Source organism: Serratia bockelmannii (genome assembly GCF_008011855.1).
In the GTDB taxonomy this organism is placed as follows: Bacteria; Pseudomonadota; Gammaproteobacteria; order Enterobacterales; family Enterobacteriaceae; genus Serratia; species Serratia bockelmannii.
The window spans coordinates 85,478-111,274 of sequence record NZ_VOUX01000001.1 but is presented as its reverse complement, the minus strand read 5'-3'; the positions used below and the strand labels follow the sequence as shown (position 1 = coordinate 111,274).

Genomic DNA, 25,797 nt, shown 5'->3' with positions numbered 1-25,797 from the left:
CCGGCGAGTCATTCCGTACGCCGCATAAATCCGTGTCGGCTCAGTATGCCCTGCCCTTGTTCGCTCAAGATAAATGCGGCCAACCGCTGCGCACCGTCATCCAACAGGCATAAACCATAATCCGCCTCGATATCCAACGGTGGCGCCAGCGGCCGCACCGCCAACGCCGGGTAGGCCGCCAACGCCGGCGCATAGCTGCCGTAGCCGAGAAAAATATCTGCCTGCCCGCCGGCTATCAGATATTCCGCCGCCAGTCGGCCTGCCGGCACCGGGGCAGAATCTATCCCGCCGACTAACGGTAACGCCCGCCGTCGTAGCGCTTCCCCCTGCCCCGGCCAGTATTGCTCGCAGCGTTCAAAAAGCTGCAGCGCATAATCGCCGGAAGGATCCGCTCCCGGTGTCGAAGTGGCCAGCCGCCAGCGCGGATCGCACAATACCTCAGGAAGCGGACGCTCAGTTAATGCCGGCACGTTGCGAACCGTCACGCAGAGCCGATTGCGCGCAAAAACCTGCACCGCCCCCGCCATCCCGAGATCCGCCAACCTTTGCGGGTGCGCCATGTTGGCCGAGGCGAACAGCTGTGGCCGCTCGCCGTTCTCTATCCGTTGGCGCAACAACCCCGCCGGGCCGAATTCCGCCGAAACCTTTTGCCCGGTGTCGCGCTGAAATGCCGACAGCAGCGGCGTAAACGCCAGCCGCAGGCTGCCGGCGGCAAACAGCAGGATATCACTCATCATGTCGCTCCAATTGGCTGCGATACAGCGGCACCAGCGTCGCGTAGCGGCGGCCCGCCACCGTCAGCGGCACCCGTTCGATCGCCAGGCCGAATAAGGGTGACAGGGAATGTGCCGTTAACACCTCGCGGCAGGCACCGAGCTGGCTGCGCCCTTCCTTGCCCAGCAGCAAAGCCCGATCCGCCACCGCATGTGCATGGTTGGGCTGATGCGTGGAGAACACCACCGCCAACTGCTGTTCCCGCGCCAGGCGCGCCATCAGGCTCAATACCCGATCCTGGTAATGCAGATCCAGCGCCGAAGTCGGTTCATCCAGAATCAACACCTCGCAGCGCATCGCCAATGCGCGGGCGATCATCACCAACTGGCGTTGGCCGCCGGATAGGCTGCCAAACTCACGCTCTGCCAGGTGCTGTAAATCCAACGACTGCAACGCTTCTCTGGCCAGCCGATGATCCTTGGCTGACGGGGAACGGAACAGGCCAACATGGCGTGCTCGCCCCATCAACACGATATCCAGCACCCGATAGGCAAACGGCGGCGAAAAGTGCTGCGGGACAAAGCCTATCTCGCCGCGGCGCTCAATCTCGCCGGATTGCGGCGTCAGGCTGCCTAACAGCAGCTGCAGCAGCGTGCTTTTACCGCGCCCATTCGGGCCCAATACCGCCAGCACTTCACCGCGCCGCAGCTGAATCTCCAGGTGTTGGAACAGCGGGGGCCCGCCAGGCCAGGCAAAACTCACGCCCTTGGCGGCCAATAACGTGTCAGTCATGCCAGCCTCTCACTTGCGCGCGGCGCAGCAGCAGTGCGAACAATGGCGCGCCAATCAGCGCAGTCAAAATGCCCAGCGGGATTTCGCTGCTGCTCAACGTGCGCGCCAAATCGTCGATCAACAGCATGTACAGGGCGCCCAGGCAAAGCGAAGCCGGCAACAGGCGCCGGTGATCCGGCCCCACCAGTCGTCTTGCGACGTGCGGGATCACCAAGCCGACCCACCCGATGCTGCCGCTGACCGCCACCTGAGCGGCCACGATGGCGGTACACAGCGTCAGTATCAGCCAGCGGGTACGCTCAACGTTGATGCCGAGCGCACCGGCATCTTCATCGCCTAACGACAGCAGATTGATGCGCCAGCGCAGCGCCAGCAGCAGACCGCCGGCCAACAGTAAAGGTAAAAACAGCATCAGCAGCTTTTGCCGATCGGCGGTGGCAAAGCTGCCGAGCAGCCAAAACACGATGCTCGGCAGCTTCTCTTCGGTATCCGCCAGATATTGCATCAGGCTAACGCAGGCGGAGAAAAAACCGCTGAGGATCACCCCCGCCAGTACCAACGAGAGAATATTGCGCCGTGCAATGACGCTGGTGAGGGTGAAAATCAACAGCAGTGCCGCCATGCCGAAAACAAAAGCCGACAGCAGCAGCGCCGCCAACGGCAGGCTGAGCAGGATAGCCAGCGTACCGCCAAAGGCCGCGCCGGAAGACACGCCGATAATATGCGGATCGACCAGCGGATTGCGAAAGACGCCTTGCAAAGCCGCGCCACACATGGCCAGCGCCGCGCCGGCGCCCATCGCCAACAGCACCCGCGGCAAGCGCACCCCCAGGATCACCTGGCGTTGGACAGCATCGATGCCGGCATAATGCTGCCCGGTGAATGGCTCCAGCAAAATCATCAGGCTGTGCGTAATCGGCACCTGAAAGCGGCCAACGCCGAGCGAAAACAGCGCGCAGCACAGCGTCAGCAGCGCCAGCCAACCCAGCTTCATTGCCCGCTCTGGCAACAGGTGGCGCGGTAATAGCGTTGATAGTAAGTATCGACCCGCTGCTGCAGATGGATATCGGCAAAACGCTGCGGGTAAAGTTTTTTCGCCATCCACAACTCACCCAACGCCATCGCCTCCGGCATCGGATATCCCCAGGCCTTGGCGTACTCCGGCATCAGGTAGACCCGCTTATTCTTCACCGCGTCAATCGGCTGCCACTGCGGTGACGTCAGGATCTGTTTCACCACGTCCGGGTAGCGTTCTTGCACGAAAATCACCGCCGGATCCCACTTCAGGACATCCTCGATAGAGACCTGTTTAAACCCCTGGATCTCTTTCGCCGCCACGTTGAGCGCACCCGCGTGCCGCATCATCAACCCGGTATATTTGCCGGCACCGTAGGTGGTGAGATCGGGGTTGGCCATATACACCCGCACCCGCCGATCGTCCGGCAGCGTGCCCAGCCGTTCGGCGACCAGGGCACGCTGCTGAGTGACGTCCTTAATCAGCGCTTCGGCCTGAGGCTGACGCTCCATCACCTCGCCAATCAGCCGAATACCGTCCTGCAGCCCCAGCGTATAGGCCCGATCTTCATCGCTCAGTTGAGGGTTCATTTTGCCCGCCTGATCGGCCGCCTCGCGGCGCAGCGAGATAGCCACCACCGGAATGCCCACCCGTTCGATCTGTGCAATCATTTCCGGCGGCGCATAGTTGGCCACAAACACCACCTGTGGATGCAGGCCGAGCAGGCTTTCAATATTCACCGAAGTCAGATCGCCCGGCATCGGCAGGGTTGCCAGCGTCGGTGCCAGCCGCAGGTAGTTTGGCCCCAGCTGCTTTTTCCAACTGCTAAGCACGCCGACCACCTGCGGCATCGCATCAAGCTGCACCAATAGGTTCAGCGTCTGGTGTTGCAGCACCACGGCACGGGTAATGTGATCGGGCAGCGTGACCTGACGGTTGAGCTGATCGGTGACCTGGCGATCCGCCAGGGCGGCGGTAGAGAACAACGCGAGCGCCAGCATCAGGCGCGGGAGAAAGTTAAACATGGCAGTGACCGGTTGATTATCGTTATATATCTAATAATATAGCGATGGGCATGGCGAAACAATCAGCGAGATCAAACCCTATGCCATGTATGCAGGAAGAAAAACGAGGAGATAACGATGGGAAAGAAGCGGATCCGCCGGAACGCCGGCAGATCCTGAAAACCAGAACGAGCGCGTGAAAAGCGCTTATTGGCCGATAGACGTCAGGCCCTGGCGGATCCCTTCGTCAGCCTGCTGACACCACGCCTGCAGCCCCTGCGGCGCTTCCTTCTCCAACGCGACCACTTTGCCGTCGTCGTTCAGCACATTGCCTTCACGGCCCATCGCTTCACGCTTGTCGCCATCGCGGGTATCAACGCCGCCCGGAATAGCCGCCACGTAGGCCACCATTTTCTTGGCGTTGTCGATACTCTCCGCTTTCAGGAAACCTTTATCGACGCAGTAGGACATCAGCCCGGCGGTATTACGCGTGATGTCATAGACGTTCTTCAACGCGGCAGGATCCATCCCTTCGGCATTGGCGGTGTTAAACAGGCCCAGAGTCGCGGCAATCATGCCGGTCAGAATGCTCTTTTTCATTGTTATCTCGTTTTAATAATGAAGTAGTTAATTTTTAATTATTCACAAAAAAAATGTGAATGCCGGTAAGATATAACGGCGCCCTAGATTAACACAACACTAACGCGTTAATAACTGTGGTTAAGTTAGCGCCTAATAAAATAAAAACGCATGGTGGGGTTATTACCTCCTCCCAGCGTCAGTTTTTTACGTTCGACATTGACCGCGCTCAATTCAAATTTAAAATAGTCTCATTATGGAATTATTCGTAACGAAATCGTTGGCCCGCGGTCAATCACGTTCCGCACTTTGCCAATCCCCCCCGGCGTGGCATAGCCTGTTAAGACGCGCCATGCCATAGTGAAAGGGGATTCGCATGAACCCTTCCGTCCGGCCGCCGCAATGCGACGATAAAACCCTTCTCGATATCACGATGAATTTATATCTTTATCCGGCGGTGCTTATTGCGCACCGCTTGGGCATCTTTGAGTTTATTGCTCAGCCCCCCGCAGCCTGGCCAATATATGCACTCAGGCCAATCTGGAAAGACGCCCAGCGGAAACGTTGGCCATGGCGCTATTGGCATTGAAATTGATCGCCAGAGACGGCGATACATTCTCTCTCTAGCCGGAAGCGGAAACCTTTTTGTTAAAAAACAACCCACATTACTTCGGTTATTTTTGGGATTTGATGATTGAAAACAGGGAGATTTTCTCGCTGAAAAACCTGGAAAACGCCATCAGAAAAAATACCTCGCCGACCTACGACGAGGAGGAGCTGTTCGAAGCGCATACGCTCGACGCCGACAGAATGCGGCGTTTTACCCACGCCATACCCAGCCTGAGCGTGGGATCGGCCAGCGTTTGGCCGCGCTGCCCCCCCCTCGCTCGGCGCTGGATATCGCCGACCAACTGCTCGACGTCGGCGTCGGGCCTGCTCAATTACTGCCGTCGCTCGGCTACTACAGCATCGTGACGGCGCAAAAAACCCAGGCTTAGCGGTTCACCGAACGCGCCATGCGGCTGTAGGTATGGCGCACGCCGCGAATCGCCACGCTGTAGGCGAAGATGTTTTCCGGCAGCGCCAGCCCCAGATAGCCGGTATCGCCGATATGGTGCAGGTCCGCGCCGGCCATTTTGCTCATCAGCGCAATCTGCCGCACGGTCTGCACGTCGGCCCCCTCTTGCGAGGTGCCGATCGCCGTCATCGCCAGCGCTCCCTGCCGCTGGGCATAGGCGATCAGCGCCGCCACTTTTTCCTGCGACATGCCGGGAATGGTGCCCGGCGCCGGCAACAGCACGATGTCGGCACCGTTTTCCACAAACAGCGCGATGTCCTGCTCGCCGATCAGCTGGCTGCCGCTTTCGCGCACAATGCCGGCGCCGTGCATCTTGCCGGTCACCAGCACCATCTCGTCGCCCACTTCATCGCGAATCGCTTTCAGCGCGGCGGCGATCGCCTGATTGCTGACGCCGTTGTTCGGGTTGCCGGTCAGCACCAGCAGGCGCGCGCCGAGCTGATACAGCTTGCGGGCATTCTCGGCGGTGGCGGCGCGGCCCGCCGTCATCTGCCAGAAGTCGTTATGTTCGGTGGCGAAAGCCGGATCGACGGCCTCCAGGTTCACCCCGATCACCCGCCCGGTCAGGCGCTGCAGCGTGCGCAGCGCCTCCTGCGGCGGCACGTCGGCGGGCAGGCCCGCGATATGCGGACGATCGACGTCGAACAGGTTCAACAGCAGCAGGTCGGCGCCCTGGCTGGCCGCCAGCTCGGCGTTGGTGACGTTATTGAGCAGCGGCTGAGTGACCGCGATGGTTTCGCTGACCAAGATGCGCCCTTCGCTGGCGCGGATGGCATAGAGCAGATCGGCTTTGCCGATATCGGCCAGATCGCTGGCGCTGCAGTCCAGATAGCGTTTCATGAGGCAAGCTCCGGTGACGTTAGCGGAAAGGGATGGATGCCCCCTCTCCCACCGCAGTGAAAGAGGGGGAAAAGGTTACTTCAGCGTAAAACTTTGCGCCTGCACGTTGTCGGAATCCAGGCCGACGAACACGTTGAATTTGCCCGGCTCCGCCCCCCATTTCAGGCTGGCGTTGTAGAACTTCAGATCGTCTTCGCTAATCGGCAGCTCAACCTGCTGCGACTGACCGGCCTTCAGCGTCACTTTCTTGAAGTTGCGCAGCTCTTTCACCGGGCGGCTGACCGAGGCGGTCACGTCCTGCAGATACAGCTGCACCACCGTGGCGCCGTCGTACTTGCCGGTATTCTTCAGCGTGACGCTGGCGGTTAACTTGCCGTTGCGCGCCATCGTCGGGCTGGACAATTTCAGGTCCGACAGGCTGAAGGTGGTGTAGCTCAGGCCGTAGCCGAACGGATACAGCGGGCCGTTCGGCGAATCGAAGTAGCGCGAGGTGTACTTGCCCGGATTCTCCTTGCCGAACGGCCGGCCGGTGTTCAGGTGGTTGTAGTACATTGGGATCTGGCCGACCGAGCGCGGGAAGGTCATCGGCAGCTTGCCCGACGGGTTGTAATCGCCGAACAGCACGTCCGCCACCGCGTTGCCGCCCTCGGTGCCGCTGTACCAGGTTTCCAGCATCGCGTCCGCCTGCTCGCTCTCCCAGCTCAGCGCCAGCGGCCGGCCGTTCATCAGCACCAGCACCAGCGGCTTGCCGGAGGCTTTCAGCGCGGCAATCAGATCGCGCTGGCTCTGCGGGATCGTGATGTCGGCGCGGCTGGAGGCCTCGTGCGCCATACCCTGCGATTCCCCCACCACCGCCACCACCACGTCGGCCTTGTTCGCCGCCTGTACCGCTTCGTCGATCATTTGCTGCGGCGAACGGGTATCGAACGCCACCGCCGGCTCATACTCGTTCAAATAGTCGATGATGCCTTTATCCTGCGTGACGTTGGCGCCCTTGGCGTACAGAATGCGCGCCTTGTCGCCCACCGCCCGCTCCAGCCCCTCACGCAGGGTGACCGACTGCTTGACCACCCCGGCGGCCGACCAACTGCCCATCACGTCACGCTGGCTGTCGGCCATCGGCCCGACCAGCGCGATGGTCGCCTGCTTGCTCAGCGGCAGCGTCTGCTTATCGTTCTTCAGCAGCACCATCGTCTTGCGCGCCACCACCCGCGCTTCGGCGCGGTGCAGGCGGCTTTCGGCGTTGGTGTCCTGCGGATCGGAACCCGCCGGGCCCAGATGCACGTAAGGATTGGTGAACAGCCCCATGTCGTATTTGGTGTTCAGCACGTCGCGGCAGGCGCGGTCGATATCGCTTTCAGACACCAGTCCGTCTTTCACCAAGCCCGGCAGGTATTTGTCGTAGAACTCGTCGCTCATGCTCATGTCGACGCCGGAGGTGATCGCCAGGCGCACCGCGTCGCGCGCGTCGGCGGCCACGCCGTGCTTAATCAGTTCCTTAATCGCGCCGTGGTCGCTGATGGTGATGCCTTTAAAGCCCCACTGCTCGCGCAGCAGATCTTTCAGCAGCCACGGGTTGGCGGTGGCCGGCACGCCGTTGATCGCGTTGAGCGACACCATCACCCCGCCGCTGCCGGCGTCCACCGCCGCTTTGTAAGGCGGCAGATAGTCCTGATGCATGCGCAGCGGGCTCATGTCGACGGTGTTGTAATCGCGTCCGCCTTCGACGGCGCCGTACAATGCAAAGTGCTTGACGCTGGCCATCACCGAACCGGGTTTGGCCGGATCGCCGTTCTGGAAACCGTCAACCATCACCTTGGCGATTTTCGAGACCAGCCAGGTGTCTTCGCCGAAGCCTTCGGAGACCCGGCCCCAGCGCGGATCGCGGGTGATATCGACCATCGGCGCGAAGGTCATGTTCAGGCCGTCATCGCTGGCCTCTTGCGCCGCGACCCTGGCGCTGAGCGCGATGGCTTCCAGATCGAAGCTGGCCGCCAGTCCCAGGCTGATCGGGAACACGGTGCGCTGGCCGTGCACCACGTCATAGGCAAAGAACAACGGGATTTTCAGGCGGCTGAGCTGCATCGCCTGATCTTGCATCACCCGGATATCCGGCCGGGTGACGGTATTGAAGATGGCGCCGATCTGCCCTTTGCGGATCCCCTCGCGGATCGCTTCTTTCGGGTTATCCGGCCCGACGCTGATCAGCCGCAGCTGGCCAATCTTCTCTTCCAGCGTCATCTGCTTCATCAAATTGGACACGAAGGCGTCGCGCTGCTGGGCGTGAATGCCCTGCGTTATCGGCGTTTCCTGCGCAAAAGCCGGACTGAGGGCCAGACCGGACAACATACTCACCACACAAAGCCATTTCATCTTGTTTTATCTCAGGCGTGTTTCCGCCGCTAAAGCCGCGGGGTTTAATCGGAGTGAAGAAACAGTTTGCCACACTCTGTTTCATCGCCAAGGGAATTCGCATCGCTAATGTTTACAAAGCATTACAGGTCATCGGCAGGTAATTCTGTAGCCGGGCGCGGCTGTCGGCGGCCTCCGCCGCCAGAAAATCGACCAGCGCGGTTAACGTCGGCGGCGCCACCGTGCGTTCAGGATAGACCAAATAATAGGCCGCGCCGCTGCTGACGCAGAGCGGGAACGGCGTCACGATACGCTGCGCCTGAATATCCTCCTCCAGCAGGCACAGATCGCCGATGGCGATGCCAAACCCCTGCAGCGCGGCGCTCATCGCCAGATCGAGGGTATCAAAATGCTGGGCCTTGCCGGACGGCAACGCATCGGCGCCCGCTGCCTTCAGCCAGCGCAGCCAGTCGCGCCGATCGCGCGTCGGGTGCAGCAGGGTTTTGTCCGTCAAGTCCGTCAGCCGAGGCGTCGGCGGCAAAAATGTCGGCGTGCAGACCGGCGTGAGGATTTCATCGAACAGCAGGTGCGCGGTCAGCTTTTTACCCGGCGGCCGGCCGAATACCACCGCGGCGTCAAACTGCTCGGTACTGAAATCCAGGCCGTGCGACACCGAAGCGGTCAGCTCGATATGCATGTCCGGCCGTTCATTTTGCAGGCGAATAATGCGCGGCAGCACCCAACGCATGGCGCAGGTCGGGCATTTGATGCGCAGCGCCCCTGGCGGGGCGGCGGCCCGCGTCAGGGCTTCATCCAACTGCCCCAGCGCTTGCTGCACCGGCGCCAGCAGCTGCGCGCCCTGCGGCGTCAGCGCCAAACCGCGCGCCTGACGGCTGAACAGCGGATAGCCCAGACGCTGTTCCAGCCCGAGAATTTGCCGGCTGACCGCCCCCTGCGTCAGGTGCAGCTGCCGGGCGGCATGGGTAAAGTTGAGGCGTTGCGCCACCACCACAAAGGTTTTCAACACGTCGAGCGACGGCAGGGATATCGGCATAGCGTGCCTCGATTAGGTATGATCGTAGTGCATGGCAAGTATGACAAACTTTCCCTTGTCCGCCTACGCCGGCTGATGCTTAATCGTTCAACACTTCCCTGTTTGCCTGGAGCCCATCATGCAGAGCGCCTGCTCACCCCGCTCGAAGCTGCCGGACGTCGGCACCACCATCTTCACCGTCATTGGCCAACTCAGCGCCGAACATCAGGCCCTCAACCTGTCGCAGGGCGCGCCCAATTTCGCCGGAGACCCGCAGCTGATCGAGGCAACGGCACAAGCCATGCGCGCAGGTCATAACCAATACGCGCCGATGAGCGGCGTGGCGGCATTACGTGCTGCTCTGGCGGAAAAAGCTGAACGATTGTATGGCGCGCGCTATGACGCCGACGAAGAAATCACGGTGATCGCCAGCGCCAGCGAAGGGCTGTACTCGGCGATCAGCGCGCTGGTGCATCCCGGCGACGAGGTGATCTATTTCGAACCGGCGTTCGACAGCTATGCGCCGATCGTGCGCCTGCAGGGCGCCACGCCGGTGGCGATCAAACTGTCGCTGCAGGACTTTCGCGTCGACTGGGACGAAGTGGCCGCCGCCATCAACGGCAAAACGCGCATGATCATCGTCAACACGCCGCACAACCCGACCGGCGCGGTGTTCGACGCGCAGGATATCGACCGCCTGACCGCCCTGACCCGCGACACCGATATCGTGATCTTGTCCGACGAGGTCTACGAGCATGTGGTGTTCGACGGCGATATTCACCACAGCATGGCGCGCTATCCGCAGCTGGCCGAACGCAGCGTGATCGTCTCGTCGTTCGGCAAAACCTACCACGTCACCGGCTGGCGCGTTGGCTATTGCCTGGCGCCGGCGGCGTTGATGGACGAGATCCGCAAGGTGCACCAGTTCATGGTGTTCTCCGCCGATACGCCGATGCAGCACGCCTTCGCCGCCGCGCTCGCCAATCCGCAGAGCTACCTGGGGCTGGCGGCGTTTTACCAACAAAAGCGCGATCTGCTGGCCAGCGCCCTGCAGGATTCGCGCTTTGAGCTGCTGCCCAGCAGCGGCAGCTTCTTCATGCTGGCCCGCTTTAGCGGCTTCAGCCACGAAAGCGACAATGATTTCGCCGTGCGCTTGATCCGCGAAGCGAAGGTGGCGACGATCCCGCTGTCGGCGTTCTACAGCGACGGCACCGATACCGGCCTTATTCGGCTGAGTTTTTCCAAAGATAACGAGACCCTGCTGGAAGGCGCGCGCCGCCTGAGCCAGGTGTAATTTTTTGTCCGACCATGGGAAAGGGGCACTGCCTATGAAAGCTTTGAAAACGCTGTTCGCCGCCGGATGCCTGCTGGCCGCCGGCTCTTCTCTGGCGGCGGAAAACAGCCTGCGTTTCGGCCTGGAAGCGCTGTATCCGCCGTTCGAATCCAAATCCGCCAGCGGCAAACTGGAAGGGTTCGACATCGAGCTGGGCGACGCGGTGTGCGCCGCCGCGCAGTTGCAATGCAGCTGGGTGGAAACCTCGTTCGACAGCCTGATCCCGGCGCTGCAGGCGCGCAAGTTCGACGCCATCAACTCGGCGATGAACGTGACCGAACAGCGGCGCCAGGCGATCGCCTTTACCGACGCCATCTATCAGGTGCCGAACCGCCTGATCGCCAAGGCCGACAGCGGCCTGCTGCCGGACGCCAAAGCGCTGGCGGGCAAACACGTGGGCGTGCTGCAAGGCTCGATTCAGGAGATTTACGCCAAAACCCATTGGGCGCCGGCGGGCGTGGACGTGGTGTCTTATCAGGATCAGAATCAGGTTTACCTTGACCTGGCGGCCGGTCGGCTCGACGCTACGCTGGTGATGGCACCGTCGGGGCAAAGCGGCTTCCTGTCGCAGCCGGACGGCAAGGGCTTCGCCTTCGTCGGCGAGGCGGTGCGCGACGACAAGATCCTCGGTGAAGGCATTGCCTTCGGCCTGCGTAAAGGGGATGAGGCGCTGAAGAAGAAACTGGATGCCGCCATCGCCAAAGTGAAACAGCAAGGCACGGTGACGGCGCTGTCGAAGAAGTATTTCGGCGATATCGACGTGACGGTGAAGTGATGGACGGGGGCGGTACCGCCGCCCCCTGCCGCGTTTAGCGATCGAACACCGAACTGTTCAGCGCGCGATCCTGCTGGTGGCGCTCCAGCGCCAATTCGATCAGGCGCGTGATCAGCGCCTGGTAGCTGACGCCACTCGCGGCCCACAGCTTGGGATACATGCTGATGTTGGTGAAGCCCGGCAGCGTGTTGATCTCGTTGATTACCACCTGGTTATCCGGCGTCAGGAACACATCCACCCGCGCCAGCCCGAAGCACTCCAGCGCGCGGAACGCCTTCAGCGCCACCTCACGGATGTGGTCGCTCACTTCCGGCGCGATCGCCGCCGGCACCACCACCTGAGCACCCTGCTCATTGATGTATTTGGTGTCGTAGGAGTAGAAAGCGTCGCTCAGCACGATCTCGCCACACACGCTGGCCTGCGGATCGTCGTTCCCCAGCACCGCGCACTCGATCTCGCGGCCGACGATCGCCGACTCCACCAGCACTTTGTGATCGAAGCTGAAGGCCAGTGCCACCGCCGCGTCAAACTCGGCGCGGTTTTCCACCTTGCTGACCCCGACCGACGAGCCCTGGTTGGCCGGCTTGACGAACAGCGGCAGGCCTAGGCGCTCGCTCAGTTGCTCAAACGTGAACCCGGCGCGGTTGGCGCGGGTCAGGGTGACGAAAGGCGCCACCGCCAGCCCGGCGTCGCGCAGCAGGCGCTTGGTCACGTCTTTATCCATGCTGACCGCCGAGCCGAGCACGCCGGCGCCGACGAACGGCATATTGGCCATGCGCAGCAGCCCCTGCAGCGAGCCGTCTTCCCCCAGCGTGCCGTGTACGATCGGGAAAATGACGTCGAGCTGGCCCAGCGCACCGGCGCTGCCCGCTTCGATCAGCTGCTGTTTTTCCTGGCCCGGGATCAGCGCCACGTTCTTGTTCGAGCGGTTCAGCGCGATCAGCGCCGGGTTCTCGGCGTTGAGCAGGTAGTTGGAGGCGTCGTTGATGTGCCACTGCCCCTGTTTGTCGATCCCCAGCAGCGTGACGTCAAACTTCTCTTTGTCGATTGCATCCACAATGTTTTTGGCCGACTGCAGCGACACCTCATGCTCCGCCGATTTACCGCCAAAAATCACCCCAACACGTAGTTTAGTCACGCCTTAAATCCTTCTGAAAAAATCATGGCAAAAAAGTCGTTCATCACAATAAACGCATTGCCTGGCGGCGGCAATCGTTGTTGCCAGAATCTTCTTACGCCACGGAATGCCACATCGCGACCATCCTAAACGTATACACTTCATATATTGTTTACTTATGGAGACGCCGATGGGCATCGTAAAAATTTCGGACGCGCTGCATGACGATCTGCGCCTCGCCAGCCTGACCATGACGCGTTCGATCAACGCGCAGGCCGAGTACTGGATCAAGATTGGCATGCTGGCGGAGTTCCATCCGGAACTGACTTACCCGCAACTGGTAAAAAAAATGATGAAAGATAACGCGCTGACGCTGAAGGAGATTGTCGGGTGAAAGAGATTGTGATTAAAACGCCGGAAGAGATTGCCAAAATGCGCCATTCCGGCGCCCTGCTGGCCAAAGTGTTTGCTATGCTCGATGAGGTCATCGTCGAAGGCATCTCCACCATGGAGATCAACGACCGCGCCGAGGCGTTTATCGTCGAAGAACTGAAATCGCGCCCGGCCAGCAAGGGGCAGTATGATTTCCCCTATGTGCTCAACACCTCAATCGACGATGTGGTGTGCCACGGGGTGCCGTCGGCCAGCAAAATCCTGCGTTCCGGTATGATTGTCAACGTAGATATCACGCTGGAAAACGGCGGCTACATCGCCGACTCCAGCAAGATGTACTGCATCGGCCAGGTGACGCCGCTGGCCAAACGGCTGGTGAACAACGTCTATGAATCGATGTGGCAGGGCATTCGCGCGGTGAAACCGGGCGCCACCCTGGGTGATATCGGCCACGCCATCCAGCGGCATGCCGAGCAGGCCGGCTACAGCATCGTGCGGGAGTATTGCGGCCACGGCATCGGCCGCGACATGCACGAAGAGCCGGCGGTATTGCACTACGGTCAACCCGGCAGCGGTCTGGTGCTGCAAGAGGGCATGGTGTTCACCATCGAGCCGATGATCAACCAGGGCGACCGCCGCATCAAGCAGAAGAAGGACGGCTGGACGGTGGTGACGCGCGACAAAAAACTGTCGGCGCAGTGGGAACATACCGTGGCGGTCACCGCCGACGGCGTGGAGATTCTGACGCTGCGCGACGAAGAGCGCCGCGCCGGCTACGCCGAGCGCTACTAAACCCGCAAGCCATTAGCCAAATAAGCTAATGGCTTAATAAGTTATTCACTTGATAACCTCTTAGCTTATGTGCGGCACTCCGGCGCCGCGGTTAAAGCGACGGAGATGACAGGGAGACAGGCAGCATGCAGTCAGGCAATCAGACGTTTATCAATCAGCTCAAAGACATCGTCGGCGGCCCGCAGCTGTTGACCGGCGATCGCAACACCGAGCGGTATCGCAAGGGGTTCCGCTCCGGCGAAGGCCAGGCGCTGGCGGTGGTGTTTCCCACTAGCCTGCTGCAGCTGTGGCGCATTTTGCAGGCCTGCGTGGCTGCCGACAAAATCGTCATTATGCAGGCCGCCAATACCGGCCTGACCGAAGGGTCAACCCCCAGCGGCAACGACTATGACCGCGACATCGTCATCGTCAGCACTCTGCGCCTCGATCATATTCAGGTGCTGGACAACGGCAAGCAGGTGGTCGGCTTCCCCGGCAGCACTCTGCACCACCTCGAGAAATTGCTCAAACCCTACGGCCGCGAACCGCATTCGGTGATCGGCTCCTCCTGCATCGGCGCCTCGGTGATCGGCGGCGTATGCAACAACTCCGGCGGCTCGCTGGTGAAACGCGGCCCGGCCTATACCGAAATGGCGCTGTACGCCCAGTTAGGGGAAGACGGCCAGCTGCGCCTGGTGAACCATCTGGGCATCCGGCTTGGCGACACGCCGGAAGAGATCCTCACCCGGTTAGAAAAAGGCGACTATCGCCCGACAGACGTCGAGTACGGCGAGTTGCGCGCCTCGGATAACGAATACGCCAGCCGGGTGCGCGACGTCGATGCCGACACCCCTTCCCGCTTCAACGCCGACAAACGCCGCCTGTACGAAGCTTCCGGCTGCGCCGGCAAGCTGGCGGTGTTCGCGGTGCGGCTCGACACCTTCGAGAAAGAAGGCAAAGAGCAGGTGTTCTATATCGGCACCAACGACACCGCGGTGCTGACCGAACTGCGCCGCCACATGCTGAGCAAATTCGAAAACCTGCCGGTGGCCGGTGAATACATGCACCGCGATATCTTCGACATCGCCGAGGTGTACGGCAAAGACACCTTCATGATGATCGACAAGCTCGGCACCGATCAGATGCCGCGCTTCTTCACCCTGAAAGGCCGCATGGATGCCAGCCTCAACAAGCTGCCGCTGCTGCCGCACAACCTGACCGATCGGCTGATGCAGGGCCTGAGCCATCTGGCACCGAGCCACCTGCCGAAGCGCATGAAGGAATACCGCGAACGTTTCGAACACCACCTGCTGCTGAAGATGGCCGGCCCCGGCGTAGACGAAGCTCAGCGCTATCTGACCGACTATTTCGCCCAGGCCGAAGGCGCCTTCTTCGCCTGCACGCCTGACGAAGGCAAAAAGGCCTTCCTGCACCGCTTCGCCGCCGCCGGTGCCGCCGTGCGCTACCACGCGGTGCACGCCGACAAGGTGGAGGATATTCTGGCGCTGGATATCGCCCTGCGCCGCAACGACACCGACTGGTTTGAAACGCTGCCGCCGGAAATCGACAGCCAGCTGGTGCATAAGCTGTATTACGGCCACTTTATGTGCCACGTCTTCCATCAGGACTACGTGGTGAAAAAAGGCGTGGACAGCCATGCGCTGAAAGAAAAGATGCTCGAGATCCTCAACCGGCGCGGCGCCGAGTACCCGGCGGAGCATAACGTTGGCCACCTGTACCACGCCAAACCGGATCTGCAAACGTTCTACCGCACCGCCGATCCAACCAACAGCTTCAACCCCGGCATCGGCAAAACCAGCAAACGCAAAGGCTGGGCCGAAGACCCCCGCTAAACGCCGCACGATCGGCCCGCCGCCGCACCCGGCGCGGGCCTCCTCTGCCCTACCTGCCTCATCGCGATCTTTCTGCGCCTTTAAAGATGTATTTTTATTGCAACTTATAAAATTCCCGATTACCATTCACCCTATCATCGCAAATGAGAATCAATTACAAAGCTGTCATGACGGATACATGACATCCGCCGTGGCATTCACCGCGAAGTTAATGAGAAGGAACCTACCATGAGTCAAACCCTCGATTCAGCCCAGCTGCTGGCCGCGCTCGATAAAGTGATGGTGATCTCCACCACCGATCTGCAGGGCACCATCACCTACGTCAATGACCTGTTCTGTCAGCTGACCGGCTTTTCCCGGGAAGAGCTGGTGGGCCAGCCCCACAGCATCGTGCGCCACCCTTCCGTGCCGAAAGCCGTTTACAAAGCGATGTGGGACACCATCAAGGCGGGCGGTATCTGGACCGGCATCATTCCGAACGTCGGCAAGGGCGGCGTGCTGTACGTGGTCGACACCACGGTGCAGCCGCTGTATGACGCCCAGGGCAATATCGAGGCCTATATCAGCATCCGCCGCGTGATCAACGATCTGATGACCGACTTCGAATCGGTGGAATTCGCCAAAGAACAGTTCGACAACCACTACGACAAGTAACCGCTATGGCCGACCTCATCGAACGCATCCTGATTGGTTACGGTTCGGAGTCGGGCAACGCCCGGGCGCTGGCGATGCGCCTGGGCGAGCAAAGCAGCCTGCAACCCTACCGCCCCATGGTTAAAGAACTCAACGCCATCCAGCCCGCCGATGTGGGCGAGCGTGACATCCTGTTGATCGTCTCGAGCTCATTTGGCGACGGCGAACCGCCCGCCAACGCCGAGCGTTTTTCCGACGCGCTGGCGCAATGGCCGGATCCCCTCCGGTTGCGCTACGCCATCTTTGGTCTCGGCGACACCGCGTACCCGCATTTCTGCGGCTTCACGCAGGCGCTGGATGCGCGCCTGACGCAATACGGCGCCCGCGCCATCGTCAATCGCGTCGACGCCGACGTTAACTTCGAACCGTTCTTCACCACCTGGCTGACGACGCTGGGTAAGGTGCTGGCCGGCGATGCCCAGGCGGGTCGCGACTTGCATCTGCGCGTGACCGCCTACGGTGAAGACCATGCGTTCAGCGCCGCCCTCCTCGAACGACGGCCGCTCAGCGCTCGCACGCCGCAAGCCTGGCATCTGAGGCTGAATATCGCCGGCAGCGGCATCGTTTACCGGGCGGGAGATACCGTCTATCTGTTGCCGGAGAACGACGAAGGATTATTGTCCCGGCTGGCAGACTGGCTCGGCAGGCCGGAGGCCGTCGACGCGCTACGGCGCCGGGAGCTGCGCCAGCTCAGCAAAACGACGCTGCGCGAACTGGCGCAGTTGGCCGACAGCGAAGAGCTCAAAGGCCTGCTGAAGATCCGTCAGCGCAAAGCCCTGGAGAGTTATCTGTACGGCGCCGATCTGCTGGACGTGCTGCACGATTTTTGCCCGCCGCACGCGATCACGCTGGAGAACCTGTTGGCGCTACTGCCCGTTTGCCTACCGCGCGCCTACTCCATCGCTTCGGCAACGCGGGAAGAGAGCCTCGATCTGTGCGTTCGCGACGTGCGTTATGAACGCGGCGGCCGCACGCGGCGCGGCACGGCAACCGGCTGGCTGCTCAAGCATCCCGGTCCTTTCCGCCTTTTCTGCCGCGCCAACCCCGGCTTTTACCTGCCGCGCGACACCGCCTTACCGGTGCTGCTTATCGGTACCGGTACCGGCATCGCACCGTTGATTGGCTTACTGCGCGAAATGGCCGCCCAGGGCGAACGGCGTGAAACCGTCCTGATCTTCGGTGAGAAAAGGCGCGATGAAGACTTCCTGTATGGCGAGGAGTTGGTCACGCTGAACGCGACGGGCGTACTCACACGGCTCATCACGGCATTCTCGCGCGACGCCGCCGACAAGTATTACGTGCAACACGCCATCGACGATCGCGCCGATGTCGTCAGCGGCCTGCTGCAGCGGGGCGCGCATGTCTACCTGTGCGGCAATCGTCAGTATCTGGAACATGCCGTGGCGACGGCGCTGGAGCAAGCCTGCGGGGCGGAAAACCTGTGGCAGACGCTGATTGAGCAGCAGCGCCTGCACCTGGAACTCTATTGAGACAGGGCGGCGTTCACCGCTCCGCGCGCAGCAGCAAGGAGACGATGAACGCGCCCCCCAGCCCCGCCGTAATGATGCCGATGGGCAGCTCCTGATGGGGGATCAGGCTGCGGCTGAGCATGTCGCCGCCGGTCAGCAGCATCGCCCCCAGCAGGCCGCACATCGGCACGGACAAGCGATGGCGCACGCCCACCAGGCGCCGGGCCAGATAAGGCACCATCAGCCCGACAAACCCAATCACGCCCGTCAGCGAAACGAGAAACGCCGTAGACAATGCGCAGCACAGAAAGGTCTCGGTGCGCAGGCGCGCCACATTGACCCCCATCGAATGGGCGGTTTGCTCGCCCGCCAGCAGCGCGTCCAGCGCCCGCCAACGCAGCGCCGTAAACCCGGCCAGCAGCACAAAACTCGCCAGCGGAATGAACAGATTATCCCAACGCGCCAACCCCAGCCCGCCCAGCGACCAGAACAACACCGAACCGGCCGCCCGCTGATCGCCGGAAAACACCAGGTAGCTGGTGAGCGCGCTGAACAAAAACGAGACCGCCAGACCGCAGACGATCAGCTGCTCGGCGCGCCTGACCCGGCTGACGCGAAACAGGATCATCACCGCCATCGCGGACAAAACGCCGCCGGCGAAAGCGGACAGCGGCAACGTCAGCGCGCCCAGCGCATCGCCAAAGCGCGTGATGACCAGCACCGCGCCGGCGGAGGCGCCGGAGGAGAGCCCAAACAAAAAAGGATCGGCCAGCTCATTGCGGGTGGTGGTCTGCAGCAGCGCACCGGTCATCGCCAGCCCGGCGCCGGTCAACGCCGCCAGTAAGGCTCTAGGCACCCGCAGTTGCACGACGATGGTATCCAGCATGCCGGAGAGGGTCGCCGATGAAAGCCCCAATGCCGCCATCGTCTGCCGCCATGACAGCGCGACGCTGCCCAGCTGCAGGCTCCAGATCATTAACCCGCACAATACCGACAGCGCCAACGGCGCGAGCAGCATAAATCGCCGGGTCGGCGAGTTCATTCAGCCTCCGGCGCGTACAGCGCCCGCGCCAGCTTTTCCACCGCGCCGATGTTGGCCGGCCCCGGCGTCAGCTCCGCATACTGCAGTTTCAGATAGCGGTGGTGCCGTACGGCAGGCGTCAATTTCATCAACGGGTGAGACTCGAGGAAGCGCCGCAGCGCATCGGCGCCTGACCCGGTCTGGTAATCCAGCAGAATAATGAAGTCAGGCTCGGCCGCCGCCACCGCCTCCCAGGACGCCGTCGTCCAGCTCGCCGGCAAACCGTCCATCACGTTGTGGCCGCCCGCCGCTTCGACGATCGCCGTCGGCATAGCGTATCTGCCGCTGGTGAAAGGCTTCTCCTCCCCCGAGTCATAGACGAACACCTTGAGCGGCGGCTGGCCCGCCGGCCTGGCGGGAAGCGCAGCCAACCGGCGCTGCCAGCCCGCAACCAACGCGGTGGCCTCTTGCTGCTTGCCGAAAATCTTGCCGAGCTTCAGCTCATCGTCATACAGCAGGTTCATATCGGCCTTCTGCGGCCGCCCGCCAGCCTGTACGCAGCTCTCGCTCAGCACCAGCGTTTTGATGCCGAACGGGGCGAGCTTCTCCGGCGTGACGTCGCCGCCTATCTTCATGCCGTAATTCCAGCCGGCGAAGAAAAAGTCCGGCTGCGCTGCCAGCAGCGTTTCCAGAGCAGGGTATTTCGGCGCCAGTTCGGGAATGGCGCCCATCGCGGCCTTGAAGTCGGGCGTCAGTTTGTACCAGCCGGTGATGCCGGTCAGCCCGACAATGCGATCCTGCAAATGGAGCGCAAAGGCCATCTCGGCCATATTGATGTCGTTGATGACGGCGCGTTGCGGCGCCTGGTTGAAGGTGACCGGCGTACCGCAGCTTTCTACGGTGACGGGAAATTTTTCGGCCGCCGCCGCCCCGCCGGCCAGCAGCAGGAGCAGGGGGAATACGCGTGTGTTCATGTTTCTCTCTGGTTTATCAAGCGCAATGGGGAACGTCAAAAATACGCAGCGTTTTCCCGCTGACGGGGTGCGCCACCTTGAAACTGTTCATGCCGAACACCGGCAAAATCACCGGGGTCTGCAACACCGCCTCGGGCGTACCACAGGCTACCTGGCGGCTTTCGTTGAGCACCAGGATCCGATCGGCAAACGCCTCTGCCACGGGCAAATCGTGCAGCACTGCAATCACGGCAATGTCTTTATTTTTCACTAACGACAGCAGCGCCGAGCGCCCGGGCGGATCGAGGTGATTGGTCGGTTCATCCAGCAACAACAGATCGGGAGACTGCGCCAACGCCCGGGCCAGTGCAGCACGCTGACGCTGACCGCCCGAGAGCCGCCCCAACGGGCGGTGCCTGAGCGGCGCCAGCCCGGTTTCCCCGATGGCCTCGTCAACAATGCGCTTTCCCGTCGCAGAGCGTTCGCCATGCGGTAAACGGCCCAACGCCACGTAGTCCTCAACCGACAGCCGCAAATCCGGCAGATCGTTTTGTGCCAGAAAGGCGATGCTTCTGGCACGTTCCGCCGCCGGCCACTCGGACAAGGCGCGCCCTCGCCAGTAAATGCCGCCGCTGTCCGGCCGCGTTTCGCCGATCAGGGCGCGCAACAGGCTGGACTTGCCGCTGCCGTTAGGGCCGATCACCGCCAGCTTTTCACTGGAACGGAGCGCGAAATGGATGTTGTCGAGTATCAATGCCCCGCCGTGGCCGGTCAGGCTAACTCCATCAACGCGGAGGATGTCGTGAACTGAATTCATTATGCATTAATTGTTATATTATAACATATCAATATTTTTACCACGATTCCGCGCCTTCTGCAAAAGCGAATCGCAACCTCTTTTGCCGCACGCGCTGCGTGCCGCGAGACTGGGAGCAAGCCGCGCCCCCCTGCTTCAACACTGCGCGGCAAAAGCAACATAGCATACCTTTTAATTAATGATAATGATTTACATTATCATTTAAACCATTGTGATTTCCGATTGCACGCCCCTCTGAACTTGGTTATGTTTGAAGAGATAAGTTTTATTCCCGGTTTGCAGGAACCCCTATGACTCCGTTGGCGCACAGCACAGATCCGACTCTTACGACCGCTCCGGCCGTCGTTTTGCTGTGTGCTTCCTCTGCCCCACCCGCCGTTTCCTCTGTCGTTTCAGCGGTTGCCGCTTACCCGCCACGCATTGTGGTTGTGCGCTAAGCCACACCGACTTTTACCTCCGGCTTATTGATCTGTTGCGTTCAGGCGTAGACCGCCGCGCGCGCCGGAGCCTGTAATTTTCACGACAGGTGAAATTGATATGCGATTACCTTCTCTCTGGGCCAATGCCGGCCTGGCTACGCTGTTCGTCCTGCTTTGGAGCAGCGGCGCGATCTTCTCCCGTTGGGGGTTGGAGCACGCCTCCGCCTTCGCTTTTCTGTTCTTCCGCTGCGCCATCGCGCTGGCGGTGCTGTTGGTCATCGGCCTGTGGCAGCGCCAGTGTCTCCCCGCCCCCGGCACCCGCTGGCGCGTCGTGCTGATCGGCGTGCTGATGATCGGCAGCTATCAAATCTGCTATCTGCTGGCGCTGGAACAAGGTATTACGCCCGGCGTGCTGGCGACGCTGCTCGGCGTACAGCCGATCCTCACCCAGTTCATCACCGAGCGGCGTTGCACCGGGCTGCGGGCACTCGGCCTGGCGCTGGCGATGGTCGGGCTGACGCTGGTGGTGTACCAAAGCCTGATGGTGGCCCACTTCTCGCTGAGCGGCATGCTGTTCGCCTTTATCGCGCTGGGCTGCATGACCGCCGGCACCCTGCTGCAAAAAGGCATGACGCAGCAGCCGCTGGCGGTCTTGCCGCTGCAGTATGCCGTCGGATTATTGATGTGTACGCTGGCACTGCCGTTTGAGCCGCTGCGGGTCGAATGGCGGCCGGCGTTCGTGCTGCCGCTGCTGTGGATGGCGGTGGTGATCTCGGTGCTGGCGACGTTCTTGCTGTATCGCCTTATCCAGCGCGGCAATCTGGTGCAGGTGACCAGCCTGTTCTACCTGATCCCGGCGGTGACCGCCCTGCTGGATTACCTGCTGCTCGGCCACGCGCTAGCCGCGCTGAGCCTGCTGGGCATGGCGGGCATCGTGCTCGGCGTGATGCTGGTTTTCCGCCGCGCATAAAAGCAAAAGCCCCCGCGCCGTTCCACCGGCGCGGGGGCAACAACAGCCGTTAACTCAGAACAACCAGGAACCGTACCCCCACAGCAGCACCGTCACCCCAAGCAGCAGCTCGAGCAACAGAATGCCGATGGCGAAGGTCGAGCTGGAGAAGATGAACCCTTCCTTACTGTCGATATTCAGGAAGTGCGGGATCCCCAGATTCAGCAGATAGCCCGAATAGCACAGGCCGATAATGCCGACAAACAGACACAGCCAGACGACCGGATAGAGCGCCACTACCCCGCTGAGGAACATCGGGGTCGCCACGTAGCCGGCGAACACCATGCAGCGGTGCAGGCTGGGGCGCGATTCATAACGCCGCGCCATCCAGTGAATGACTTTCCCCATGGCCGCTACGCCCGCCAGCATCAGCAGGTAGAACGCCACGGCGGTATAAAACGCGGTAAACATGTCGAGCCTGATGGCATGTCCCTCGCCGGAGAGCCAGCCCAACTGGGTGGTGCCGATAAAGGCGCAGACCACCGGGATGGCTGCCAAGAGCAACACGTGATGGGTGTATAGGTGCGAGACGCTTTCATTCTCGCTTTTGATCTGTTCGAACTCGGCGCTGGGATGCGCCAGAAGTCCCCAAACATGACTGACCATGAGACACCTCCTATCTCGCCGTAGGCCGCGATCGGCGAACGAATTTCACACCTCCGACGGACTGCTACCCGTGCGAGGATTGCGGCCACGGGGCTCTCTCCCCTGTACTAATTATAGTCTTTCGGCGAAAAAACGTGCGGAAAGCGCAACGCCCCAGCGCTTTGTCTTATACTCCCACCATAAAAACCAGGCTGCGAGGAAGGTCATGTCATCCGTAATCACCACCCGTCAGGCGGGGATCGTCGACGTCGACGCCGGGCGCAACGTTACCGTTGTCGAGCCCTGCAATCTTTACGGCTGCCGGCTCGGCGACGATGTCTTCGTCGGCCCGTTCGTCGAGATCCAGCGCCACGTCAGCATCGGCGCACGCAGTAAAATTCAGTCGCACAGCTTTATCTGCGAATACGTCACCCTCGGCGAAGCGTGCTTTGTCGGCCACGGCGTCACCTTCGCCAACGATCTGTTCAAAGAGGGCGCGCCCAACGCCGATCCGGCCAGTTGGGGGCGCACGCGCATCGGCGATCGGGTGTCCATCGGCTCCGGCGCCACGATCCTGGCGGTAGAGATCTGCAACGACGCGGTGATCGGCGCCGGGGCGGTGGTGACCCGCGACATCACCCGCAAGGGGATCTACGCCGGCAACCCGGCGCGTCTGCTGCGGGAGCTGCCGTAATGAACCCGGCCATCCGCATCGCGGCCATTGAGGCGCTGCCCGACGATTATCTGACGCGCGGCGATTTCAGCTTCACCATCGCCTGTTACGCTCTGCCGCAGTTCGACAGCCCGGTCGACAGCTGGCCAACCCGCCCGGTGGCGCCATTTCGCAAACGCTATCCCTTGGCGCCGTTCGCCAACGAAGACAGCGTGACCTTCCTGGCGTATCGTCAGAACGACGCCGTTGGCCATATCACGCTGAGCAAAAACTGGAACGGTTACACCCTGATCGACGAGATCGCCGTCAGCGCTCATGCGCGCCGTCAGGGCATCGCCGGGGCACTGCTGGACTGCGCCAAACGGTGGGCGCGGCAGCAGGAAACCTCAGGTATGATGCTCGAAACGCAGAACAACAATCTGGCGGCCTGCCGCTGTTACCAGCATTACGGGTTTATCCTCGGCGGCATCGACCGTTTGCTGTACCGCGCCGAACCGGAGATCGCCGATCACGAAATCGCGCTGTTCTGGTATTTGCCGTTCAATAGCGAAATCGGTTACTGATTTATCGATTGCCATTGAGGTGATGTTTACTTTTTAACCCCTACCATCGGATGAGAACTGTTATCACTTACTCTGATAAGCCAGCGACACCCATGGAGGGCCGTATGAACAAGAACAAGGCTGTTTTACTGATGTTAGCTATCGCTATGAGCGGATGCGCCGAACGCTCCACCGCCGTCTCCCCCGCGACGCCGCCGACCGACGTCACCGTTTCGCCGCCGGGCGTGCAGCCGGAGATGGACGCCAGCACCCGCAGCAAGCTACGTGAGATCCTCGCGCTGCACGCCGGTTGGCCCGCCGCGCAGCCGCATGGTCGCACCGTCGATTTGATTTCGCGCGAGTTTCTCGGCACGCCGTATCTCGCCAACCGTCTGATCGGTTCGCAGAACACGCCCGAGCAGCTGGTGATCGACTTCCGCGGACTGGATTGCTTCACCTACATCGATTATGTGGAAGCGCTCAGCACCGCCCGCAGCGAAGCCGAGTTCGTTCAGCGCCTGGTAGACATTCGCTACGTCGACGGCAACATAGCCTTCCCGCAGCGCAAACACTTCTTCACCGACTGGGCGCAGCGGCCGAAAAAAGTGGCCGAAGACATCACCGCCCAGCTCAGCCCGCACGCCGTCACCCTCGTGAAAAACCTCAATCAAAAGGCGGACGGCAGCAGCTACCTGCCCGGCTTGCCCAACGTGCAGCGCAGCGTCACCTACATTCCCAGCGACAACGTCGACGACAAGGTGCTGGCCCAGCTGCGCACCGGCGACTACATCGGTATTTACACCAACCTCGCCGGGCTGGACGTGACCCACACCGGCATCTTCGTGATGACCGACCATGGCCCGGTGCTGCGCAACGCCTCCTCGCGCAAGGCCAACATGCAGGTCGTCGACTCACCCTTTATGGATTACGTGATGGCTACGCCGGGCATCGTGGTGCTGCGTTCGCTCAGCCGATAATCACCGCCGCATAACGGCTATAAGCTATAGCCGTTTATGCTGAACGAGCGTTTGACTTCACCGGCGGTTCAGGCTTAGCTGTAAGGACAAAAACCAACTGATTTTATTGTTCTTTTCAGGGAGACTTCGATGACCTTACGCTGGCGTATCACCCCTCTGGCGGCGGCCTTCGCCGCTGTATTGGCGCTTCAGGGCTGCGATCAAAAAACCGACCAAAACCATATCAAAGTCGGCGTCATCAACGGCGCGGAACAGGACGTGGCGGAAGTCGCCAGGCAGGTGGCGAAAGAGAAATACGGGCTGGAGGTCGAGCTGGTCGGCTTCAGCGGTTCGCTGCTGCCGAACGACGCCACCGACAAAGGCGAACTGGACGCCAACGTGTTTCAGCACCGCCCGTTCCTCGAACAGCAAAACAAAGATCACGGCTATAAGCTGGTGGCGGTCGGCAATACCTTCGTGTTCCCGATGGCCGGCTACTCCAAAAAGATAAAATCGCTGAAAGAGCTGCCGGACGGCGCGGTGATCGCCATCCCGCTCGATCCGACCAACCTGGGGCGCGCCCTGCTGCTGCTGGAAAAAACCGGGCTGATTAGCCTGAAGCCTGGCAAAGGGTTGCTGCCCACCGCGCTGGATATCAGCGCCAACCCGCATCATTACCAGATCATGGAGCTGGAAGGTGCGCAGCTGCCGCACGTGTTAGACGATCCGAAAGTCACCGTCGCCGTCATCAGCACCACCTACATCAACCAGACCGGCCTGTCGCCGACCAAAAACGGCATCTTCATCGAGGATAAGGACTCGCCGTACACCAACATCATCGTCACCCGCGAAGACAACAAGGACGCGCCAAACGTACAGAACTTCATCAAGGCCTATGAGTCGGACGAAGTCGCCAAAGCCGCCGAGAAAATCTTCAACGGCGGCGCGGTGAAAGGCTGGTAAATTCGGCCACCATCAAGGCGGATTCTGCGCACGAATCCGCAATATTTC

Annotated in this window: 27 protein-coding genes; 14 read left to right on the top strand and 13 right to left on the bottom strand. The window is 61.2% G+C overall.

All coding sequences use genetic code 11. From position 1 onward, the window contains the following. Window positions 1–8: 8 nt before the first annotated feature. The 5 genes from FOT55_RS00580 to FOT55_RS00560 all read right to left on the bottom strand — a co-directional run bounded on the left by FOT55_RS00580 (window position 9) and on the right by FOT55_RS00560 (window position 4,125). Window positions 9–734 carry a substrate-binding domain-containing protein gene (locus tag FOT55_RS00580; protein ID WP_147823028.1) on the bottom strand — a complete coding sequence of 242 codons (726 nt, stop codon included), beginning with the start codon at window positions 732–734 and terminating at the stop codon, window positions 9–11. Then, complete coding sequence (locus tag FOT55_RS00575; RefSeq protein ID WP_147822945.1) at window positions 727–1,506, bottom strand: ABC transporter ATP-binding protein; 780 nt, start codon at window positions 1,504–1,506, stop codon at window positions 727–729. Before FOT55_RS00575 ends, FOT55_RS00580 begins: the two co-directional genes overlap by 8 nt. Beyond that, window positions 1,499–2,500: a FecCD family ABC transporter permease gene (locus FOT55_RS00570; RefSeq protein ID WP_147822944.1), complete on the bottom strand. Its 1,002-nt coding sequence runs from the start codon at window positions 2,498–2,500 to the stop codon at window positions 1,499–1,501. Before FOT55_RS00570 ends, FOT55_RS00575 begins: the two co-directional genes overlap by 8 nt. Then, window positions 2,497–3,546: an ABC transporter substrate-binding protein gene (locus tag FOT55_RS00565; protein ID WP_025301980.1), complete on the bottom strand. Its 1,050-nt coding sequence runs from the start codon at window positions 3,544–3,546 to the stop codon at window positions 2,497–2,499. Before FOT55_RS00565 ends, FOT55_RS00570 begins: the two co-directional genes overlap by 4 nt. Window positions 3,547–3,732: 186 nt before the next feature. Beyond that, a complete protein-coding gene (locus FOT55_RS00560; RefSeq protein WP_025301979.1) occupies window positions 3,733–4,125 on the bottom strand; it encodes a hypothetical protein in 393 nt (130 codons plus the stop codon). Between the two features lie 355 nt (window positions 4,126–4,480). Between FOT55_RS00560 and FOT55_RS25550 the strand changes: the two genes are divergently transcribed. Further along, window positions 4,481–4,693: a hypothetical protein gene (locus tag FOT55_RS25550; protein WP_238476080.1), complete on the top strand. Its 213-nt coding sequence runs from the start codon at window positions 4,481–4,483 to the stop codon at window positions 4,691–4,693. 56 nt (window positions 4,694–4,749) lie between these two features. Next, complete coding sequence (locus FOT55_RS25545) at window positions 4,750–5,079, top strand: hypothetical protein (RefSeq protein ID WP_238476079.1); 330 nt, start codon at window positions 4,750–4,752, stop codon at window positions 5,077–5,079. Between the two features lie 19 nt (window positions 5,080–5,098). Here FOT55_RS25545 and FOT55_RS00550 read toward each other — a convergent pair whose 3' ends face one another. From FOT55_RS00550 to FOT55_RS00540, 3 genes are all read right to left on the bottom strand, one after another. Continuing rightward, window positions 5,099–6,022 (bottom strand): DUF7916 family protein, encoded by a 924-nt coding sequence (locus FOT55_RS00550; RefSeq protein WP_060432647.1) that lies wholly within the window; start codon window positions 6,020–6,022, stop codon window positions 5,099–5,101. A 75-nt stretch (window positions 6,023–6,097) separates the two neighbouring features. Continuing rightward, a complete protein-coding gene (gene bglX / locus FOT55_RS00545; protein ID WP_147822943.1) occupies window positions 6,098–8,395 on the bottom strand; it encodes a beta-glucosidase BglX in 2,298 nt (765 codons plus the stop codon). A gap of 112 nt (window positions 8,396–8,507) precedes the next feature. Continuing rightward, on the bottom strand, window positions 8,508–9,428 hold the full coding sequence (locus tag FOT55_RS00540) for a LysR substrate-binding domain-containing protein (protein ID WP_060432645.1): 921 nt from the start codon (window positions 9,426–9,428) through the stop codon (window positions 8,508–8,510). Between the two features lie 118 nt (window positions 9,429–9,546). On the opposite strand from FOT55_RS00540, the gene FOT55_RS00535 reads away from it, so the two are divergent. Together FOT55_RS00535 and FOT55_RS00530 are read left to right on the top strand one after the other, a co-directional pair. Then, on the top strand, window positions 9,547–10,701 hold the full coding sequence (locus FOT55_RS00535) for a pyridoxal phosphate-dependent aminotransferase (RefSeq protein WP_147822942.1): 1,155 nt from the start codon (window positions 9,547–9,549) through the stop codon (window positions 10,699–10,701). A 34-nt stretch (window positions 10,702–10,735) separates the two neighbouring features. Beyond that, the gene (locus tag FOT55_RS00530; protein WP_033633826.1) at window positions 10,736–11,515 is read left to right on the top strand and encodes an ABC transporter substrate-binding protein; all 780 of its coding nucleotides are present in this window, start codon (window positions 10,736–10,738) and stop codon (window positions 11,513–11,515) included. A gap of 34 nt (window positions 11,516–11,549) precedes the next feature. On the opposite strand, the gene ddlA is transcribed toward FOT55_RS00530, so the two are convergent. Beyond that, the gene (gene ddlA, locus FOT55_RS00525; protein ID WP_015377061.1) at window positions 11,550–12,653 is read right to left on the bottom strand and encodes a D-alanine--D-alanine ligase; all 1,104 of its coding nucleotides are present in this window, start codon (window positions 12,651–12,653) and stop codon (window positions 11,550–11,552) included. A gap of 169 nt (window positions 12,654–12,822) precedes the next feature. On the opposite strand from ddlA, the gene FOT55_RS00520 reads away from it, so the two are divergent. The 5 genes from FOT55_RS00520 to FOT55_RS00500 all read left to right on the top strand — a co-directional run bounded on the left by FOT55_RS00520 (window position 12,823) and on the right by FOT55_RS00500 (window position 17,832). Then, window positions 12,823–13,026: a ParD-like family protein gene (locus tag FOT55_RS00520; protein WP_006324220.1), complete on the top strand. Its 204-nt coding sequence runs from the start codon at window positions 12,823–12,825 to the stop codon at window positions 13,024–13,026. Beyond that, on the top strand, window positions 13,023–13,817 hold the full coding sequence (map, locus tag FOT55_RS00515) for a type I methionyl aminopeptidase (RefSeq protein WP_043136821.1): 795 nt from the start codon (window positions 13,023–13,025) through the stop codon (window positions 13,815–13,817). The genes FOT55_RS00520 and map overlap by 4 nt, the downstream gene beginning before the upstream one ends. 125 nt (window positions 13,818–13,942) lie before the next feature. After that, window positions 13,943–15,649 carry a D-lactate dehydrogenase gene (dld, locus tag FOT55_RS00510; RefSeq protein ID WP_043136819.1) on the top strand — a complete coding sequence of 569 codons (1,707 nt, stop codon included), beginning with the start codon at window positions 13,943–13,945 and terminating at the stop codon, window positions 15,647–15,649. Window positions 15,650–15,877: 228 nt separating this feature from the next. After that, complete coding sequence (locus tag FOT55_RS00505) at window positions 15,878–16,303, top strand: PAS domain-containing protein (RefSeq protein ID WP_023447580.1); 426 nt, start codon at window positions 15,878–15,880, stop codon at window positions 16,301–16,303. 5 nt (window positions 16,304–16,308) lie between these two features. Beyond that, the gene (locus tag FOT55_RS00500) at window positions 16,309–17,832 is read left to right on the top strand and encodes a flavodoxin domain-containing protein (RefSeq protein WP_141997511.1); all 1,524 of its coding nucleotides are present in this window, start codon (window positions 16,309–16,311) and stop codon (window positions 17,830–17,832) included. A 13-nt stretch (window positions 17,833–17,845) separates the two neighbouring features. On the opposite strand, the gene FOT55_RS00495 is transcribed toward FOT55_RS00500, so the two are convergent. The 3 genes from FOT55_RS00495 to FOT55_RS00485 are packed head-to-tail and all read right to left on the bottom strand — an operon-like array spanning window position 17,846 to window position 20,539. Beyond that, window positions 17,846–18,853, bottom strand: a complete 1,008-nt coding sequence (locus tag FOT55_RS00495) for a FecCD family ABC transporter permease (RefSeq protein ID WP_147822941.1) — start codon at window positions 18,851–18,853, stop codon at window positions 17,846–17,848. Beyond that, window positions 18,850–19,806: an ABC transporter substrate-binding protein gene (locus FOT55_RS00490; protein ID WP_147822940.1), complete on the bottom strand. Its 957-nt coding sequence runs from the start codon at window positions 19,804–19,806 to the stop codon at window positions 18,850–18,852. Before FOT55_RS00490 ends, FOT55_RS00495 begins: the two co-directional genes overlap by 4 nt. A gap of 16 nt (window positions 19,807–19,822) precedes the next feature. After that, on the bottom strand, window positions 19,823–20,539 hold the full coding sequence (locus FOT55_RS00485; protein ID WP_049203840.1) for an ABC transporter ATP-binding protein: 717 nt from the start codon (window positions 20,537–20,539) through the stop codon (window positions 19,823–19,825). A 600-nt stretch (window positions 20,540–21,139) separates the two neighbouring features. On the opposite strand from FOT55_RS00485, the gene FOT55_RS00480 reads away from it, so the two are divergent. Next, window positions 21,140–21,991: a DMT family transporter gene (locus FOT55_RS00480; RefSeq protein ID WP_147822939.1), complete on the top strand. Its 852-nt coding sequence runs from the start codon at window positions 21,140–21,142 to the stop codon at window positions 21,989–21,991. Window positions 21,992–22,045: 54 nt separating this feature from the next. Here FOT55_RS00480 and FOT55_RS00475 read toward each other — a convergent pair whose 3' ends face one another. Then, window positions 22,046–22,636: a Yip1 family protein gene (locus FOT55_RS00475; RefSeq protein WP_019453944.1), complete on the bottom strand. Its 591-nt coding sequence runs from the start codon at window positions 22,634–22,636 to the stop codon at window positions 22,046–22,048. 205 nt (window positions 22,637–22,841) lie between these two features. Here FOT55_RS00475 and FOT55_RS00470 point away from each other — a divergent pair, with 205 nt between their 5' ends. From FOT55_RS00470 to FOT55_RS00455, 4 genes are all read left to right on the top strand, one after another. Continuing rightward, on the top strand, window positions 22,842–23,309 hold the full coding sequence (locus FOT55_RS00470; protein WP_025301966.1) for an acyltransferase: 468 nt from the start codon (window positions 22,842–22,844) through the stop codon (window positions 23,307–23,309). After that, complete coding sequence (locus FOT55_RS00465; protein ID WP_025301965.1) at window positions 23,309–23,851, top strand: GNAT family N-acetyltransferase; 543 nt, start codon at window positions 23,309–23,311, stop codon at window positions 23,849–23,851. The genes FOT55_RS00470 and FOT55_RS00465 overlap by 1 nt, the downstream gene beginning before the upstream one ends. A 104-nt stretch (window positions 23,852–23,955) precedes the next feature. Beyond that, window positions 23,956–24,807, top strand: a complete 852-nt coding sequence (locus tag FOT55_RS00460; RefSeq protein ID WP_147822938.1) for a DUF1460 domain-containing protein — start codon at window positions 23,956–23,958, stop codon at window positions 24,805–24,807. A 129-nt stretch (window positions 24,808–24,936) separates the two neighbouring features. Beyond that, entirely contained in the window at window positions 24,937–25,749 is an 813-nt protein-coding gene (locus tag FOT55_RS00455; RefSeq protein WP_049295209.1) for a MetQ/NlpA family lipoprotein, read from the top strand. Window positions 25,750–25,797 lie beyond the last annotated feature (48 nt).

Bases quoted from the DNA above. Each gene is read 5' to 3' on its own strand.
- FOT55_RS00580 (WP_147823028.1), bottom strand. From the start codon at position 734: ATGAGTGATATCCTGCTGTTTGCCGCCGGCAGCCTGCGGCTGGCGTTT.
- bglX (WP_147822943.1), bottom strand. From the start codon at position 8,395: ATGAAATGGCTTTGTGTGGTGAGTATGTTGTCCGGTCTGGCCCTCAGT.
- FOT55_RS00540 (WP_060432645.1), bottom strand. From the start codon at position 9,428: ATGCCGATATCCCTGCCGTCGCTCGACGTGTTGAAAACCTTTGTGGTG.
- FOT55_RS00495 (WP_147822941.1), bottom strand. From the start codon at position 18,853: ATGAACTCGCCGACCCGGCGATTTATGCTGCTCGCGCCGTTGGCGCTG.
- FOT55_RS00560 (WP_025301979.1), bottom strand. From the start codon at position 4,125: ATGAAAAAGAGCATTCTGACCGGCATGATTGCCGCGACTCTGGGCCTG.
- FOT55_RS00530 (WP_033633826.1), top strand. From the start codon at position 10,736: ATGAAAGCTTTGAAAACGCTGTTCGCCGCCGGATGCCTGCTGGCCGCC.
- dld (WP_043136819.1), top strand. From the start codon at position 13,943: ATGCAGTCAGGCAATCAGACGTTTATCAATCAGCTCAAAGACATCGTC.
- FOT55_RS00550 (WP_060432647.1), bottom strand. From the start codon at position 6,022: ATGAAACGCTATCTGGACTGCAGCGCCAGCGATCTGGCCGATATCGGC.
- FOT55_RS00465 (WP_025301965.1), top strand. From the start codon at position 23,309: ATGAACCCGGCCATCCGCATCGCGGCCATTGAGGCGCTGCCCGACGAT.
- FOT55_RS00565 (WP_025301980.1), bottom strand. From the start codon at position 3,546: ATGTTTAACTTTCTCCCGCGCCTGATGCTGGCGCTCGCGTTGTTCTCT.
- FOT55_RS00570 (WP_147822944.1), bottom strand. From the start codon at position 2,500: ATGAAGCTGGGTTGGCTGGCGCTGCTGACGCTGTGCTGCGCGCTGTTT.
- FOT55_RS00480 (WP_147822939.1), top strand. From the start codon at position 21,140: ATGCGATTACCTTCTCTCTGGGCCAATGCCGGCCTGGCTACGCTGTTC.
- FOT55_RS00490 (WP_147822940.1), bottom strand. From the start codon at position 19,806: ATGAACACACGCGTATTCCCCCTGCTCCTGCTGCTGGCCGGCGGGGCG.
- FOT55_RS00470 (WP_025301966.1), top strand. From the start codon at position 22,842: ATGTCATCCGTAATCACCACCCGTCAGGCGGGGATCGTCGACGTCGAC.
- FOT55_RS00520 (WP_006324220.1), top strand. From the start codon at position 12,823: ATGGGCATCGTAAAAATTTCGGACGCGCTGCATGACGATCTGCGCCTC.
- FOT55_RS00575 (WP_147822945.1), bottom strand. From the start codon at position 1,506: ATGACTGACACGTTATTGGCCGCCAAGGGCGTGAGTTTTGCCTGGCCT.
- FOT55_RS00475 (WP_019453944.1), bottom strand. From the start codon at position 22,636: ATGGTCAGTCATGTTTGGGGACTTCTGGCGCATCCCAGCGCCGAGTTC.
- FOT55_RS00535 (WP_147822942.1), top strand. From the start codon at position 9,547: ATGCAGAGCGCCTGCTCACCCCGCTCGAAGCTGCCGGACGTCGGCACC.
- FOT55_RS00455 (WP_049295209.1), top strand. From the start codon at position 24,937: ATGACCTTACGCTGGCGTATCACCCCTCTGGCGGCGGCCTTCGCCGCT.
- FOT55_RS00505 (WP_023447580.1), top strand. From the start codon at position 15,878: ATGAGTCAAACCCTCGATTCAGCCCAGCTGCTGGCCGCGCTCGATAAA.
- FOT55_RS00460 (WP_147822938.1), top strand. From the start codon at position 23,956: ATGAACAAGAACAAGGCTGTTTTACTGATGTTAGCTATCGCTATGAGC.
- FOT55_RS25550 (WP_238476080.1), top strand. From the start codon at position 4,481: ATGAACCCTTCCGTCCGGCCGCCGCAATGCGACGATAAAACCCTTCTC.
- FOT55_RS00500 (WP_141997511.1), top strand. From the start codon at position 16,309: ATGGCCGACCTCATCGAACGCATCCTGATTGGTTACGGTTCGGAGTCG.